The sequence below is a fragment of the Sphingobacterium alkalisoli genome, from assembly GCF_005049105.1.
GTDB classification, from domain to species: domain Bacteria; phylum Bacteroidota; class Bacteroidia; order Sphingobacteriales; family Sphingobacteriaceae; genus Sphingobacterium; species Sphingobacterium alkalisoli.
This window is the reverse complement of sequence record NZ_SUKA01000015.1, coordinates 1-14060: the sequence shown is the minus strand read 5'-3', so window position 1 is coordinate 14060 and position 14060 is coordinate 1. Positions and strand designations below refer to the sequence as shown.

General features: G+C 43.2%; 16 protein-coding genes. 9 read left to right on the top strand and 7 right to left on the bottom strand.

The window, feature by feature from the left end; genetic code table 11:
* On the bottom strand, nucleotides 1–360 hold a 360-nt coding region (locus tag FAZ19_RS23645; protein WP_136823251.1), incomplete at its 3' end, for a hypothetical protein.
* A gap of 310 nt (nucleotides 361–670) precedes the next feature.
* Here FAZ19_RS23645 and FAZ19_RS23640 point away from each other — a divergent pair.
* The 4 genes from FAZ19_RS23640 (at nucleotide 671) to FAZ19_RS23625 (ending at nucleotide 3738) form a co-directional block, all read left to right on the top strand.
* Nucleotides 671–1051 carry a hypothetical protein gene (locus FAZ19_RS23640; RefSeq protein ID WP_136823250.1) on the top strand — a complete coding sequence of 127 codons (381 nt, stop codon included), beginning with the start codon at nucleotides 671–673 and terminating at the stop codon, nucleotides 1049–1051.
* Between the two features lie 114 nt (nucleotides 1052–1165).
* A complete protein-coding gene (locus FAZ19_RS23635; protein WP_136823249.1) occupies nucleotides 1166–2158 on the top strand; it encodes a helix-turn-helix domain-containing protein in 993 nt (330 codons plus the stop codon).
* A gap of 12 nt (nucleotides 2159–2170) precedes the next feature.
* The gene (locus FAZ19_RS23630) at nucleotides 2171–3058 is read left to right on the top strand and encodes a hypothetical protein (protein ID WP_136823248.1); all 888 of its coding nucleotides are present in this window, start codon (nucleotides 2171–2173) and stop codon (nucleotides 3056–3058) included.
* 305 nt (nucleotides 3059–3363) lie between these two features.
* Nucleotides 3364–3738 (top strand): hypothetical protein, encoded by a 375-nt coding sequence (locus FAZ19_RS23625; protein WP_136823247.1) that lies wholly within the window; start codon nucleotides 3364–3366, stop codon nucleotides 3736–3738.
* Between the two features lie 42 nt (nucleotides 3739–3780).
* Here the strand turns inward: FAZ19_RS23625 and FAZ19_RS23620 are convergent, their stop codons facing one another.
* Genes FAZ19_RS23620 through FAZ19_RS23605 form a run of 4 tightly spaced genes read right to left on the bottom strand, consistent with a single transcriptional unit; the run spans nucleotide 3781 to nucleotide 9894 of the window.
* Nucleotides 3781–4494 carry a RagB/SusD family nutrient uptake outer membrane protein gene (locus FAZ19_RS23620; RefSeq protein ID WP_136823246.1) on the bottom strand — a complete coding sequence of 238 codons (714 nt, stop codon included), beginning with the start codon at nucleotides 4492–4494 and terminating at the stop codon, nucleotides 3781–3783.
* Between the two features lie 42 nt (nucleotides 4495–4536).
* A complete protein-coding gene (locus tag FAZ19_RS23615) occupies nucleotides 4537–5157 on the bottom strand; it encodes a RagB/SusD family nutrient uptake outer membrane protein (protein ID WP_136823245.1) in 621 nt (206 codons plus the stop codon).
* Nucleotides 5154–8333, bottom strand: coding sequence for a SusC/RagA family TonB-linked outer membrane protein (locus tag FAZ19_RS23610; protein ID WP_169305771.1), 3180 nt, complete (start codon nucleotides 8331–8333; stop codon nucleotides 5154–5156). Before FAZ19_RS23610 ends, FAZ19_RS23615 begins: the two co-directional genes overlap by 4 nt.
* A 13-nt stretch (nucleotides 8334–8346) precedes the next feature.
* Nucleotides 8347–9894, bottom strand: coding sequence for a TlpA family protein disulfide reductase (locus tag FAZ19_RS23605; RefSeq protein WP_136823243.1), 1548 nt, complete (start codon nucleotides 9892–9894; stop codon nucleotides 8347–8349).
* A 600-nt stretch (nucleotides 9895–10494) separates the two neighbouring features.
* Between FAZ19_RS23605 and FAZ19_RS23600 the strand changes: the two genes are divergently transcribed.
* From FAZ19_RS23600 to FAZ19_RS23585, 5 genes are all read left to right on the top strand, one after another.
* On the top strand, nucleotides 10495–10932 hold the full coding sequence (locus FAZ19_RS23600; RefSeq protein ID WP_136823242.1) for a hypothetical protein: 438 nt from the start codon (nucleotides 10495–10497) through the stop codon (nucleotides 10930–10932).
* Nucleotides 10933–10970: 38 nt separating this feature from the next.
* Nucleotides 10971–11165, top strand: coding sequence for a hypothetical protein (locus FAZ19_RS23595; protein WP_136823241.1), 195 nt, complete (start codon nucleotides 10971–10973; stop codon nucleotides 11163–11165).
* Complete coding sequence (locus tag FAZ19_RS23590; RefSeq protein ID WP_136823240.1) at nucleotides 11141–11758, top strand: hypothetical protein; 618 nt, start codon at nucleotides 11141–11143, stop codon at nucleotides 11756–11758. The genes FAZ19_RS23595 and FAZ19_RS23590 overlap by 25 nt, the downstream gene beginning before the upstream one ends.
* A gap of 24 nt (nucleotides 11759–11782) precedes the next feature.
* Nucleotides 11783–11959: a hypothetical protein gene (locus FAZ19_RS24045; protein WP_162304938.1), complete on the top strand. Its 177-nt coding sequence runs from the start codon at nucleotides 11783–11785 to the stop codon at nucleotides 11957–11959.
* Between the two features lie 86 nt (nucleotides 11960–12045).
* Complete coding sequence (locus FAZ19_RS23585) at nucleotides 12046–12642, top strand: hypothetical protein (protein ID WP_136823239.1); 597 nt, start codon at nucleotides 12046–12048, stop codon at nucleotides 12640–12642.
* Between the two features lie 33 nt (nucleotides 12643–12675).
* Here the strand turns inward: FAZ19_RS23585 and FAZ19_RS23580 are convergent, their stop codons facing one another.
* Nucleotides 12676–13194, bottom strand: coding sequence for a hypothetical protein (locus FAZ19_RS23580; protein ID WP_229707697.1), 519 nt, complete (start codon nucleotides 13192–13194; stop codon nucleotides 12676–12678).
* A gap of 234 nt (nucleotides 13195–13428) precedes the next feature.
* On the bottom strand, nucleotides 13429–14060 hold a 632-nt coding region (locus FAZ19_RS24040; RefSeq protein WP_169305770.1), incomplete at its 5' end, for a hypothetical protein.

Genomic DNA, 14060 nt, shown 5'->3' with positions numbered 1-14060 from the left:
GACATGTAGCTCAATATCTACATCTGATCCCCACATCAAGATTACACCGGCGTGTACAAATAGCCCGTGTACGAAAATTACCGGTACACTTGCCAGCAAAACATATAGCATGGTGCGTATGTATATTTTAGAAAGCCACTCATTTTTCCACGCAGATTCAAGGGTGACATTATACATCCAGTTTACCCACAGCGCGTAACCAAAAATTAAAATTATCGTGACGTGGTAAACAGGCCAAAATGAGCTTGCCCCCATCCGTTCGGCCGGTTCAAATATCAAATGAGTTAGATTGATGACATATGCCACCATCAAAAGCGAAAAAATAATTATAAAGCACTTTGCAATATATTTAATAATCATAGGCTGTCTTGTCTTACAGATAAAGATCTATTTAGTAGATCGGGAATACAGTTTATGACGAAAATACAAATTATAATCACAATCTCCAATTAAATTTCAAACACAATTGAAAATCAACACTTAAGCCAGGAGAAGGATCAAAAAAAATCTTCGCTTTAGTCGTTTTTGCGATGTACAAAAAATGTACATCAGCAAAAAAAGCCCTAAAAATGATGTACAAAAAATGTACATCGACCTTTATACCCCTTTAAACCGTTGTTTTTGCAGTCGTTCCTTTTTTATTTGCTGGTTCACAAAAAAAAATAAAAATATGAAATCAAATTTCGACAACGTGGGATTTTCCCAAGAACAGACAAGAATCTTAAGCCTTCCATTGGCAGAACGGGTAAAAGAAACAGATTTTATCCGGCGTGATCCTGTTGACTGGATGGATGATACGTTCGATTTGACTGCGCCCCAGTATGACCAATTGGTGGGCATGGATGCAAATCTTCTCAACGAGATCGCTATAGCTGTGGCGGATACCTGGGACAAGGGCAATCTTGTTAGCTTTAATAAAGCAGCACGCCCAGATTCAGACCAAAGTCCGAAGGATCTGTTTTTCTCCAGGCAAAGTCAACAACAGTTTACGTTCAGCGAGGAACCCCAGCAAGCACTGGAACAAGTGTCCATCTGGATACGATATCGCTAAGCATATCGTGATCGCATAACCCATTTACCGTCGTGAGCCGAAACCCACGACGGTAATCATTCAAAAAATCCTTAACTCATTTTTTACCTACAACTAACCATATGAAGAAAGCCGATGAAAAGAACCTATACATTACAGCTTGACGGGACCTATATCCCAGTTTCCGAACCCGTGCATCCGCTCAGCTACACGGTGCGGCATGCGGAATCGCTCTATTGGGAATCTGGGAAGAATGTCATTTATGAGCAGACATTTGATGGCCGCTTTGCCTACCTCTATTACTACGAGTGCTGGATTCAGGAGAAAGACACAATTCCTATCGCAATTGATATGCCCGATATCCATTTGCTGTATACCCTTCAATGCGATGGCTGTATAGCCGCCTGGCAGGCGGAAACGGATTTTGCATTCGACCTCATCGAGGGAAAGGGTGCATATTATTATTTCGCAGCCGGACGTTATCATCTGCAATTGCCCAAAGGACACCATATCCTGATCGGTTTTATATTGGATGCCGGTATGATCCGGCCACCCGCCAACCGCAACTTTAAGTTCCTTAGCCCCCTGATCGATTCCAAGCGCATGAAAGATACCACCTCCAAGAAAAGCCCTGATGTACGCGTCGGTGCCGTTACGCTCAAATTTTTGCAGCTCTTGTTTTCAAAAATCAACCCCTATATACTGGATAACGAGTATATCCTGCTGAAACACCTCACTTTCCTGATCAACCTGTCCCGGTTTAAGATGCAGGATGATTCGGATGCCCCGCACGAGCACAGGCAACTTATCGCAAAGGCCCGCGAAATATTGGCGCTCCTGATTCTGCATCAAGGTGCAAAAGCCAAACTCGCCGACGTTGCGCAGACCCTGCTTGTATCCGGCGCCCACCTTAACAGCCTGCATCAAGAATACCACGGCTGTGCGTTTCAGGTCTACCGCAACGAATTAATGCTGGATTTTATCCGCGACGCGATGCACGAGGAGGAAAAGTTTGCTGCCACAGCCGAACAGACCGGTTTCAGTGGCTTTAGTGAGATGGCACGCTTTATCCGTAACCATACCGGGCTTACCTCAAAGGAGTTTAGAGAACAATCAAAACAGACCTAAAATGACACCACTATGCCATATACTGCACCCGAAAAACTTAACACGAAAGCACTCGCTTTATTACTCGAAAAATTGTATACTGCCGTACCAGCGCTTCTCCCTTTAATCGCTCCCGAAGGGTGGAAAAATAGCCGCTACCATCACATGATGATGTACGAACGGCAGGAACAGTACCAGAACTATATTCAATCTATGGCGGACATGGGTACCAAACAGTATAGACCGCACAGCAGGTATATTGCACCGAATCCCGATCCAGAAGAAGAAATTGATTTTGATAGTTATTTTGGTATTACATTCCCTCCACTTTACGATGATCATATCGAAGTCTTCTATACCCTTGTGGATCTGCTGGTCGAGCTTACGTCCTGCTCATTTCTGATCCGCAACGGTGCTGAGCCTCAATATTATGTGGATGAGGATGGGACAGAGGCGCTCCTTTATGAAATTGCCTACCGCCATGGACACATCGATCAATACACCTACGATACGATGGCAACCATTTGTAGTGCACCCGTACTTGACAATCTGAACCAAATACAGGGCCTCGAGTGTATATTCGCTGTAATCCGTAGCGAGGGCTACGCGTTAAAGCATTGGGATGACGAACTCCTTTACATCCGAGAACTCCAAGAGGGGTATGATGACCTAAGCTATGCGCCTATACCTGCGCAAGAAAAAGAAATGACCCAACAGGACATCCGCAAACGCATTCAAAATTGCCTGGCAGAATATACCCAGTCGCCTGTCGACCCATTTGATTTCAGATCAATTGTAGCGCTGTTCAACCGGCGAAAAATATGCCCGATCATATTGGCTTATCTGCACGCGTACGATGAATTCCCGATAGGCTATCCCTATACGTATAGGCATTACAATGAGGGAAACGAATGGATCTAATCAGGTAATATTAGATTCTACCAGCCTGCAGGTTAGATTCTGCCTAACAGCTGTCTGGCAGTATGAACTAATTTAGCATTGTGGTTGGTAAATAATTGGACTTCCGCCACCCATTTCTTGGAGAAAAACTAGGAATACCAAAAAATTGAATACGCAGAATAGAATATGACAGTCAACATCGAAAGTGACGGTCAAGAAAAGAAAGTTAAAAAATACTATATAGAGAAAGTTTGATCCATACGAAATCCTCGATCGCATTACTGTGAGGTAAAACCGAAATGCAATATAACTAAAAACAAGAAATCGTGAAAAAGATCATGATTCTGTGTGCTGTAGTACTAGGTATTACAGCAACAGCGGGGGCTCTCACTAGGGTCATCGAAACAAAAAAAACAAATGTATTAGCACAACAAGCGTGGTACGACGTCAGCGGAACTAGCGATGCACCATCCGCACTACAGGTCACCAGCGGTCCTAAAGCATCGCCAACTAATTCACCTTCTTGTAATATGGACAACGAAGGGAATCCATGTGGCGCGCATTTATCATTCCCGAATAACGATGCGCCTACATCTATTCCTGCGGGAACAACTGTTCAAGACCTTATCGATAATTATGGGGCATCAATTGTCTTGGATGACGATAATAATCCGGAGTTCACAAGACAAGAACAGAATTAAAAAAAATAAGAAGAGGTCATTATGGCCTCTTCTTTTACACTTCTATCTGGGATTCTGTTCATATTCCCCATATTGTATAGCTAAGTCAGGCAAAGGCCATGTCCATTTCGGATCCGGGTGTTTAAGTTCGTAATCTACACTAGCCGCACGTCTTTTGATAGACCTTTTATCTTCCATAAATGTATTCCACCTACGGAGATCCTCCCATCTTCTGTTTCGAAAAGGGAGTTCTCGCCGTCTTTCTTCTGCTATGAAATCTAGTAATTCGAAACGGTTCGTTGTTTTATATTCCGTGAAAGATGAGAACAAAAACCGATGCCGTCTTAGGTAGTTTAGATCAGCTAAAGCTTCCTCCAATTTACTCAAATGAGCGGCACTTTCTGCACGTATAAGATAGAGCTCGTCGGTAGCGAGACCGATAAAAAAGCTGTAGCTTCCGAGATAACTGCCTTTGTAAATTTTTCTTCCACTTTGGTCGTCCAATACAAATGCCTGCCGGCGCAAGTCTCCGTCCGCATAGCTTTCCAATAATTCGTCAGAGATATTCATCCGCGTCCTTGCCATGAGGTTGCCACCGCTTGCGACCTCGTAAAAGATAATCTCAGGATTCCCTTCTCCTTGTATCGGAAAAGGATATGACGCACTGAAATCAAGATCGTTATAGTTTAGTAATGAACCTGTCTCCTGGAGGCACTTATCTGCATAACCATACGCTTCTTCAAAAGCTCCCATTTGCAGGTAAACTCTGGCGAGCATCGCACGGCAGCTTATCTTATCCGGCTGCTGTCGTATTTCACCCTACTCAGGTAAAAAATTATCAGCTTCCAAAAGATCGGATAAAATCTGCTCATAGGTCTGCCTTACAGATCTACGATAGGTCGGCTCAACGATTGCAGATGTCAGATAAAAAGGCAGGCCATATTTACTTTCATTGTTCGGTATAAACGGCGGTGCAAAAATTTGTGCTAGATTGTACAGGAATCTTGCCCGATGGAAGAGCGCAGTACCCTTTATTTGCCTATATAATGGCTTATCTTTCTCTTCGGCATACTTTTCCAACCCGTCCAGTACAATATTACAAGCCAGAATCCTTCCATGCCCAATATCCCAGTCCTGAGCGCTGGCCCCCTCATATACGTTTTTTGCCCAGATGTAAGCGTTCTTCTGGTAATGTTGGACACCGAGCGGGAAATTATTCCATCCAGCGTCTGTCACCCAGAACTCTTCTGCGCCTATCATAGACAGGTAGCTCGGGAAGCTATTGAGGCTCGTATGGTCAAGTATAGCTAAAAAATCATCTAAGGTGGCGGGCACCTGCTGATTTTTTACTGGTTTTGTGTCCAGAAAATCCAATCCACAACTTTGGATAGTCAGTGTCGCGACACATACTGTTAGTATCTTTAAATATTTCTTTATCATAACTGTAATCTTAAGCCTAATGTAAACTGAAAAGGTGCGGGATAGTCGGCATTCGGAAAGTCGGGATCAATGCGTTCATTATTGGCGCGCCATAATATACCGACGTTGTTCAGATTAGCAAATGCGGAAAGCCGTTTCACACCTGCTTTTGAACTCCAACTCGTGGGAACATCGTAGCTTACATTTATCTGCTGAAGCCTAATGACGTCAGCCTTCTCTACTAATGCCGAACTGTATTTAAATGTATTCAACAAATTCACATTCAGCGCTTCTACCGAGGCAGGTACGATAGTATGCTGTTCATCACCCGGAGCTTGCCACCTTCTCGTATAGTCCCTATGGTATTCGGCTCCGGGGTATGCCAACTCTGCCCCCGGATACATGGATGACCTGCGAAACACGTGCCCCCATCGCATACCAATTATACCGCCCAGACTGAATCCCTTAAACTGCAGCTGGTTCTGAAGGTGAAGAAAGTTGGGTGCAACAGTAACACCAGCATCGAGAAGTGCCAGTGGGTCAAATCCCTGATAAAAACTTGTATAGTCCGAAGATGGCTCCCCTTCTACAAAGATTATCGGCAGTCCGTTCTCCGGAGACAGCCCATGCCAGGGCAACGCATACAATGCATCTAGCGAGCTTCCTTCTCTAGGAATCCGGCCTGTTGCTAAATAATAGTCTGAATTGACAATTGTATTATCCACAAAATTATCGACCCGATTTGTTACATGACTGTATAATACGGATACCGTCCAGTCTACGCTTCCCTTCAGGACGTCAGCTGCCAATTTGATATCGACTCCTCGGGTACCCATGTCTGCATAGTTCATTTTATAATTGCTAAATATAGCTGTACCCGTAGTCGGATCCATAAGCACGTTGCCTAATAAATCAGACGATTTTTTCCAATACGGTTCTATACTCCCCGACAAGCGGCCAGTTTGCCAGTCCATTCCCAGATTGACCATTCTCACTTGTTCCCATCTCAGAAGCGGATTGCCCGGGTGTCCCAAGGAGGCGGACGTGCGATTGGTTATCGAATTGACAATATACGATATGGTCGGATACGAGCTCTGTGATCTGTCCATATTTCCGGCTACACCGTACGTGGCGCGTATCTTTAGGTAACCGTTGTCTAGTTTAGGAAAGAAGCGTTCATCGCTCACAGTCCATGCGGCACCGATTGACCATAGTGGTGTTCCTTTCTGATTCGCCTTCACACCGAATAGATTACTGCCGTCCCAGCGGAGCGAACCGCTGACAACATATTTCTTGTGGTGGGTGTACGACATATTGCCATAATAAGATACATCTCTGCCGGAGGAAGCTCTGCGCGATACGACAGGACTGGGTATCCGTGCCATACCCCCTCCCCACAGTGCGTACAGTTTACTAAAATCTAAGCTCGCATTGCCGGTCCATAGCTCTTTATCGTAGTTGTAGACTATGCTTCCGGGTTCCATCCACTGTTCTGACCGACTTAACTCTGCACCGACCAGTAAATTCAACCCACCGTCCCATTGGAAGTCCTTGTTAAAATCACTTTGTAGCCGTACGCGCCCCTGTGTAGTTTTTTGTACCGGATCCATCTGAAAGATCGATCCATTCGGTATCGGTGACTGTTTCGTCACCGGATCCATATAGCGGTTACGGAAATCCCGCACGTAGTAGCTATCCACATCGTATACATCCTGACTTTCGGCTCGGTTATTTCCATACTGATAGCGGAGCTGTATGCTCCAATTCGGTAGCAGTTGCTGCTTAACACCAAACTGGAGTAAGAGCGCATTTCTATTACTTTGGTTATCCAACAGTGCCCTGTCCATAAGCGGAGAATAACTCCAGTCCATCAACCCCAGGGCTTCCGCATTTTCGATAACGGTCTGTCTAACGCCGTAGCGCGGCACGGTAGCAAAATCGCTATTCTCCAGTACTAGCGTTGAGTAAATATCTGCACCTCCCACAGCGTTAGATAGCTCGTTAAAGGTCAGTCCGTTTTCTCTCGCGCGCTGCGAAGTGTAATTTATATTGACAGAGACCTCATTGCCTTTAAAAAGATTGAATTGGTTGTTTGCCGTAAATCCAAGATTTCTACTGTCGTTGCCCACCACTGTAGCCGCTTCATCCTGATAAAATCCCGAAAGGAAAAACTTAGACATCTTTCCACCTCCTGAAATTGTCACGTTGTGCTGTTGGCCAACCTGCTTCCTGTACAGATGCTCGGTCGCTTCCCTGCGAAAATCACGCCCTTTCAATAGCTCTTGCTGCCGGGCAAACTCCGTTTCGTCGATCAGACCATCCCTATGCTGGATCAGCAGCTCTACATATTCAGGTAGTTGGATCTGATCCTGTTCCTGATATCTCCCTTTTAGAAACATACTCTTCTGCATATCCATTACAACTGGCGCCTCTAGCCTGTTGGGATTGTAAAAAAGATCTGGTACATTCATGACCGTGGTATTACCCACATAATTTAATGCGACCTGTTCCCTGGCGCCTGATTTTGAGGTGATGACGATCACGCCGTTACCCGCCCGGGCACCCCAGATACTACTGGCCGCTGCATCCTTCAGTACAGTGACTGACTGCACATTCTCCGGATTTATATCTTCCAATCTACCTTCAAAAGGGAACCCATCCCATACGATTAGCGGCACACGATCTGATTCAATCGTACTTAGTCCCCTTATACGAAAAGAAAAACCATTCACATTCTCGCGGGACTGCCCGCTCCTGTCAAACTGAAGACCATTGACCATTCCTTCCAGCCTCCCTAAAATGGTGGGACTGGCAGATCGTTGGAGCTCCTTCTCGCCTATATGTTCGAATGAACCCGTTAACCGTTCTTTAGGCAAACTGTAGTATCCTGTATTCACCACCTCCACCTCGTCAATAAGTCGTGTATCTAGTTCCAGCGATACGGTAAGGTCACTAAGATCGATGGTGCCCACCTCCACTTTTTGTGGTAGATAGCCGACGGCAGCAAACTCTAGCGTATCATCGGCAAAATTGATCTCGATAGAAAAAGAACCGTCGTTAGCGGAAGTAAAGAATTTCACGCTTTTGTGTGACCGGATGCTAGCCCCTGCTATCCCCGATCCCTGTACATCGGTTACCTTCCCTTTGACTGCAGTCTGTCCATATGATGCCGTTGTTAACAGTAAACCTAGTAGCATGATAATAAAAGACTTAGTCATTCTTACCTCCCTTTCCGTAGTTGACAAATACTTTATCTGCCCATCCCTCTTCAATTTCTACTTGCAATCCGTATTTCGCAATACCTTTATTGAGCTCATGCAGACCATCTATAGCGATGGGCATTTCGAAATCGACCAATAGCAATTTATCCATACCGGAGCGGTCTACCAGCTCCAAAACGGTTAGATCCAGTCCAGGAATCTTAGCTAGACGTGCTTCCAGTACATTAATAAAATGTACACCGAATGGGAGCGATGTATATACTTTATGGCCGCTGTCCTGAAAAACCCCGGCCTTGGAAGACGTAGATTGCATTGTACTTCGCACTGCATCTAACGGTTCTTTCCGTTTTAGAACAGCATAACGTTCTTTCGTAGCGTGCGCAACCTTTGTTTCCAAATTATGATGCTGCAAAAAATAAGATTCAACAATTGATCTTAGCCATCGCGCTTCATTATCTTCGTTATAATCACCCTTTGCATATGAAGCCTTGATACCCACTGCTTCCTTATTGCGTAGTAAAGAACTGGTGAGACCGTTTTCCAATTCCATGAAGTTACTTGGGTACCGCTTAAAAGGAACAAAAAGGTCGTCCTTATAAAGACTGTGAATCAAACGGGGGATTGCTATATTGTTTCCATAAAAAACAATAGAATCCTGCGTTTCTATCCGCTTGATCGGTTCATAAATATATTCGGCGTTCGAAGCATATATTTGCAGACCGTCTGCCTGATAAATTATAGGTGAAATCCCATTTCCTTCTGAAAACAGCTTTCTCTGAGGGTCTAACATTCTATCGTTCCGTTTCTCCGGAATATTTACCAATCCGCTTTCGACAGCCAGTTTTACTGCCGCCAGATCGACATACTGATGCTCGGGTATACCGATGACCTTTCCATCTTTGATCCATACCATATGTGGTATGCCCCGATGCGGAAATGATTTTGATAACAATGTATCTGCAAAAATACTTGAGAAATGAATATCGAGCCCCTTACGAACTGTTTGTACTTTGTCTATAAGTTCGTAGTTCACTCCTAGCACTATTATCTTTTTAGCATCCATCTGTTGCGAAATTTCATTCATCTTTGCTAGGGAGATTCGACACGGTCCGCACCAGCTCGCCCAAAAATCAAGGATGATCAACTTGTCGTGATGATCAGCAAGTTTAATCGTGTGGACATCGCCTGTGGACATGTCCACAGCTCGATGTTGGACATTCATAAAGTCGGCCGAAAGTTGCTCTCCTTTTCTGATCGTGAGCGACGAAGGTTTATAAAATTGGCCGAGCACAGTTTGCATGGGAAGGGCGAATACGAATACCGCTAATAGCCATCTAAACTTTTTAAATAATCTTGTTGGGCCGCCGGCATCAGCCCGCTCTCCAGCGGACTGCGCCTGGGCAACACTAAACAACACACATATAAGACTTAATACAAAACTGAACAGCGTGCAGCTTCGGTTATTTTTTGACTTGAAAAGATGGGATAGCGGCTTGAAATAGCACAGTCCTCTCCCACCCTCGAAAAAATTCTTCATTTTTTTAAGGCTTCTGTGATGGGAGATCTCAATCTCTATCCTCTATCTACCGCATCACGGATAAATAATAAATTGATAAAATGGAAATCGGAACATGGCGTGGCGCAACGTCAGGTCAATAGTGGAAATCATTTACATGTTCACCGATTAAAAGCACCTCGAAATGAGGGGGACGCCGAACTACTCTGGCGGCGCAATCAAATTTTTAAGTCGTTGTTTTTTCTTTTCCATTGCTCATTAAGTTTACAATCAAGACAACTGAGCAATGAATCTATATGAAAGGAAAATCCAAAAAAGAGGTGGATCTTACCCTATTCCCCACCGAAGGCCCTAGGAAGCCCCTAAACGAGAACAAGAGCAAGCCCACCTCTCCTTCTATTACAAAGGTAGAGATTGGGCTTTGAACTCCTCCTCTTGCGTTTAGTGAAAATTTCCTAGGTTTTCAGGGGCAAGATTCAGCATCAATAGCCTACTAATAACGCCACAAACAGCTTTTAAAGCTGATGTCACAACACAAAGATAACCAATTATTCGATTTTTGCAAAATATTCTGGGAAATATTTATCGATATAAAACTACTTAAACGTAGTAAAATGCAGAATGGAGAAAATAACCAAATTTTCATTATATAGCGTCAATAAGATTAAGTATCGTAGATGTGTCTGTGGAAAATCTGCCTACCAATTGGCACTAGATATTAAGAAAAGTAAAAACTATATATCATCTGCTGAGAACCCTAACTCTCCCAATCGAATAAATATTGCAGATTATCCCTTAATTGCAGATGAGTTAGGATGCGAGATAGACGATATTACGCCACCGGACAACTGGCAAGTCAGCGATTCGCATGACAAAGTAGACAAGGTAGTGGTTTCGCTATCTGATCCTGCATTTGTGTTAGAGGTACTAGAAGGAATAAAAGCATCGCCAAAAGCCGAAGTTCTTGAGGACCTCGACAAACTATACAAGCACCTCAGCACAAAGGACGCTACCGAAAAAGCCGTCATCAAAAAGGTATGGGAGGAGTTTAGAAAATAATCATTATATTTGTGTGATAGGTATAAAATCAGTCAGTTATGAAAACGAAAAAAGAAAATTTAAAGGAGAAGGATACGGAGCGGTTCATTGCTGTGTTGCAACAATACAAAGAGAAAGTCACTAAAAACAGTGAAACCTCTAAAAGATTTTTGGTAGATTTAGGTGTACTGACCGAAACAGGGAAACGCTCCAAAAATTACAAGCATTTATGTATTCCAGAGGCTCAGGAATAGTTTATGGATTCCATGGGTGTGATGAAGAGGTTGCATATCGGGTATTGACACTTCAACAACCACTTAAAGACAGTGTCAATAAATATGATTGGCTTGGGAACGGCATGTATTTTTGGGAAAATAGTCCGTCAAGGGCCTTAGAATACGCTCATCACCTTAAAGCAAATCCTGGACGCTCTAAAAATCCTATACAAAAACCGTTCGTGCTAGGTGCTGTTATACATTTGGGTAATTGTCTGGATTTATTAGATTATGAAAAACTCAACCTCTTAAAATTTGGATACGATATTCTAAGCACTACTTTAAGCTCCCAGAACCAACCTATACCACAAAACAAGCCCATTGGCGATTTGCGGGAATTGATGCTTAGAGAATTAGATTGTGCCGTAATTGAAACTTTGCATAAAGCACGTAGAGACGAAAGTCTTACAGCATTTGACAGTGTTAGAGGTGTATTTTGGGAAGGAAAAGAACTCTATCCAAATGCCGGGTCTCGAGAAAAAGACCATATCCAAATCTGTGTGGGAAACCCGAATTGTATCAAAGGCTTTTTCTTAGCACGTGATATAGACCCTAAGTTTACCGAAGTCTGAAAATTATTCTACAATTTTAACGATATGAAGAAATCTTTGCAGAAACAAACTAAGTGTGAAAGCCCTAGGGAAGCTTATAAAGCTGCTAAGGCTCAGCCTGCTGTTCCAGCCGAGAAGAAGGAGAACAGATTTAAGGGCATGTCCGAAAATTTGGTACAATTCGAACCTCTCTATATCCCCGGATATAAAATTAGGGGGTAAGCAGTTTTTCTACACCTTATTATTTTACGTTCTTGATCGAAGTTATCCAAAGACCATCCGTAAGAAAAGCAGACAAGCCAGACGTCATGATGTCCCGGATGGATTATGTCATTATCTGCCAGGTTATCGAGCGGCTAAATGAGATCGGCATGAGTGATGATGAGCTTTCCTTTCTACTGGGAAAAGCCAATAATTATGTCTTCGGCTTCATTATCAAACCCGGCGACAAGAACCGGTTTAACGAGGATCAGATCGATCTCCTACCCTATATTTTAAAGTGTCCATTTTCTAAAATAATTCCTAAGGGCACCGCACCGGGCAATATACAGCTCTATCATACCGGCGGGATACCTGACGAAGGGTACAAAGGATTCTCCCATATTGTCTACTCCCCTAGCGGCGAAGGCACACGCATCATCTGGAAGAAGAAAAATGCGCCAAAAGGCAGCACCCGAAAAACCAACAAAGACTTGCTCGATCTCTTGAAACGATGGATCATTGAAGGATATTTCGACCAAAAACGTGATGCTCTAGAGATTTACAAAAAACTAAACGCGGAACGTGACGCGGTGTTCCAAATCAGCGAACTCGAGAAGTGTATCAAGATACTGGGCAGCATCCGCCATGAACTGCTTGAAAAGGAATCCATTGACGGCATACTGAAATATTGGAGAAAGGTGTAAATAAAGGCTTAAATACGTTACTATCCTCCAATATCAAATGACCAGACAAAGATAAAAGGAGAACAAAACCAAAAGTATTGACCCGACGGTCAACCAGCCATATTTTCGCTTTTCTTGCTTTGACCATTTCTCGTATTTATCAAAGTATTTTATGTATTTATCTTGCCTGAAAACAAACGCATAACATATCAGACCAGCGCCAAGTGTACAACCTACGATAAGCACGGTTGATATTGCCACCTTCAACATCATCAGAACAGAAAAAAAGAAAAGACCCAAACCGCCCCAAAGAAAACCACCAGCAGCTACAGTACTAAGGCCAAACCGCTTGTCTCCCCACAAGTTGTTGTTATCTCTATTGATACTCTGACGAGTTACTCCCATTTTTTCATATCTCCTTTTAATAAAAGGAATCTTCATCAAAAGCCAGATCAAAAGCCATGCAGGATTGATTTTATTAAATAAAAGATGCAATCTGTATTCAGCCTTATAAAGGCAGTAATGAACAATATTTAAGTAATTTTCAATTCTATCCACAATATTATCTTCCATGATAATGATTCACTGCCTGTCCAGCCCATTCGGCACCATAATACCCTCCAACAAAACCTCCTATCACACCGCTTATCCCTCCCTATTAAAGCTCCTCCATCCATCTGGTATCCTCTATAGGTCTCAACCCCGCCTACGATTACAGTTACTGCCACTGTAGCTCTACCTGCCATTTTATACATACCTGCCGCTTTATATGCCCCTGAACGACCTCCTGTATGCTGATTCCCATTTTTAGATATTTGCCTGCCATTCTTGCCCTCCGTTGATTAGCACAGCATCATGTTCCTCTATCCATTGAATCGCTGATTCAGAATACCAAAAACCGTCGCCTTTGGAATATTTTTTCAGAAACAGCCTTTTAAAATCTTTAATTATAGAATCGCTCCATTGTACAAAATCAGTCGTCTTGTAGACAAAGTCACCTTTACTATTATAGGCTCCAGTGACATAATAAAACCGACCCCGTTGCAATAAATTTTTGTCATACGGATAAAAACCGCCTAAACTAAACTGGAGAATAGGACTTAACCAATTCTCAAAGTATTTAATCCCGTTGTCGGTGGAAAGAATCTCTATGTCTTTTAAAAAAACCTCTTTGGTTAAATAAACTTGAAAAATCTCTTCGTCCAGATTTGGTAATTCCTTTTGGATGCCGTTGTTGCGTTTATCTATATACTGCTTAACCAATACCAGTGCCGACTTCTCTTTTATAAAATGATCTATCTCATTATAATCTTTGGATATTACGGATCGATTAGTGCCAGTTATTTCGGTCAGTTGATGCCGGCTATTACGGTTCAAAAGGTGCCATTTTAGAATAATTTCAGCCCCGTTTTTACGGTTCGTTTTGTGCCATGTCCATT

Bases quoted from the DNA above. Each gene is read 5' to 3' on its own strand.
- FAZ19_RS23640 (WP_136823250.1), top strand. From the start codon at position 671: ATGAAATCAAATTTCGACAACGTGGGATTTTCCCAAGAACAGACAAGA.
- FAZ19_RS23635 (WP_136823249.1), top strand. From the start codon at position 1,166: ATGAAAAGAACCTATACATTACAGCTTGACGGGACCTATATCCCAGTT.
- FAZ19_RS23630 (WP_136823248.1), top strand. From the start codon at position 2,171: ATGCCATATACTGCACCCGAAAAACTTAACACGAAAGCACTCGCTTTA.
- FAZ19_RS23620 (WP_136823246.1), bottom strand. From the start codon at position 4,494: ATGCTCGCCAGAGTTTACCTGCAAATGGGAGCTTTTGAAGAAGCGTAT.
- FAZ19_RS23615 (WP_136823245.1), bottom strand. From the start codon at position 5,157: ATGATAAAGAAATATTTAAAGATACTAACAGTATGTGTCGCGACACTG.
- FAZ19_RS23610 (WP_169305771.1), bottom strand. From the start codon at position 8,333: ATGCTACTAGGTTTACTGTTAACAACGGCATCATATGGACAGACTGCA.
- FAZ19_RS23605 (WP_136823243.1), bottom strand. From the start codon at position 9,894: ATGAAGAATTTTTTCGAGGGTGGGAGAGGACTGTGCTATTTCAAGCCG.
- FAZ19_RS23600 (WP_136823242.1), top strand. From the start codon at position 10,495: ATGGAGAAAATAACCAAATTTTCATTATATAGCGTCAATAAGATTAAG.
- FAZ19_RS23595 (WP_136823241.1), top strand. From the start codon at position 10,971: ATGAAAACGAAAAAAGAAAATTTAAAGGAGAAGGATACGGAGCGGTTC.
- FAZ19_RS23590 (WP_136823240.1), top strand. From the start codon at position 11,141: ATGTATTCCAGAGGCTCAGGAATAGTTTATGGATTCCATGGGTGTGAT.
- FAZ19_RS24045 (WP_162304938.1), top strand. From the start codon at position 11,783: ATGAAGAAATCTTTGCAGAAACAAACTAAGTGTGAAAGCCCTAGGGAA.
- FAZ19_RS23585 (WP_136823239.1), top strand. From the start codon at position 12,046: ATGATGTCCCGGATGGATTATGTCATTATCTGCCAGGTTATCGAGCGG.
- FAZ19_RS23580 (WP_229707697.1), bottom strand. From the start codon at position 13,194: ATGGAAGATAATATTGTGGATAGAATTGAAAATTACTTAAATATTGTT.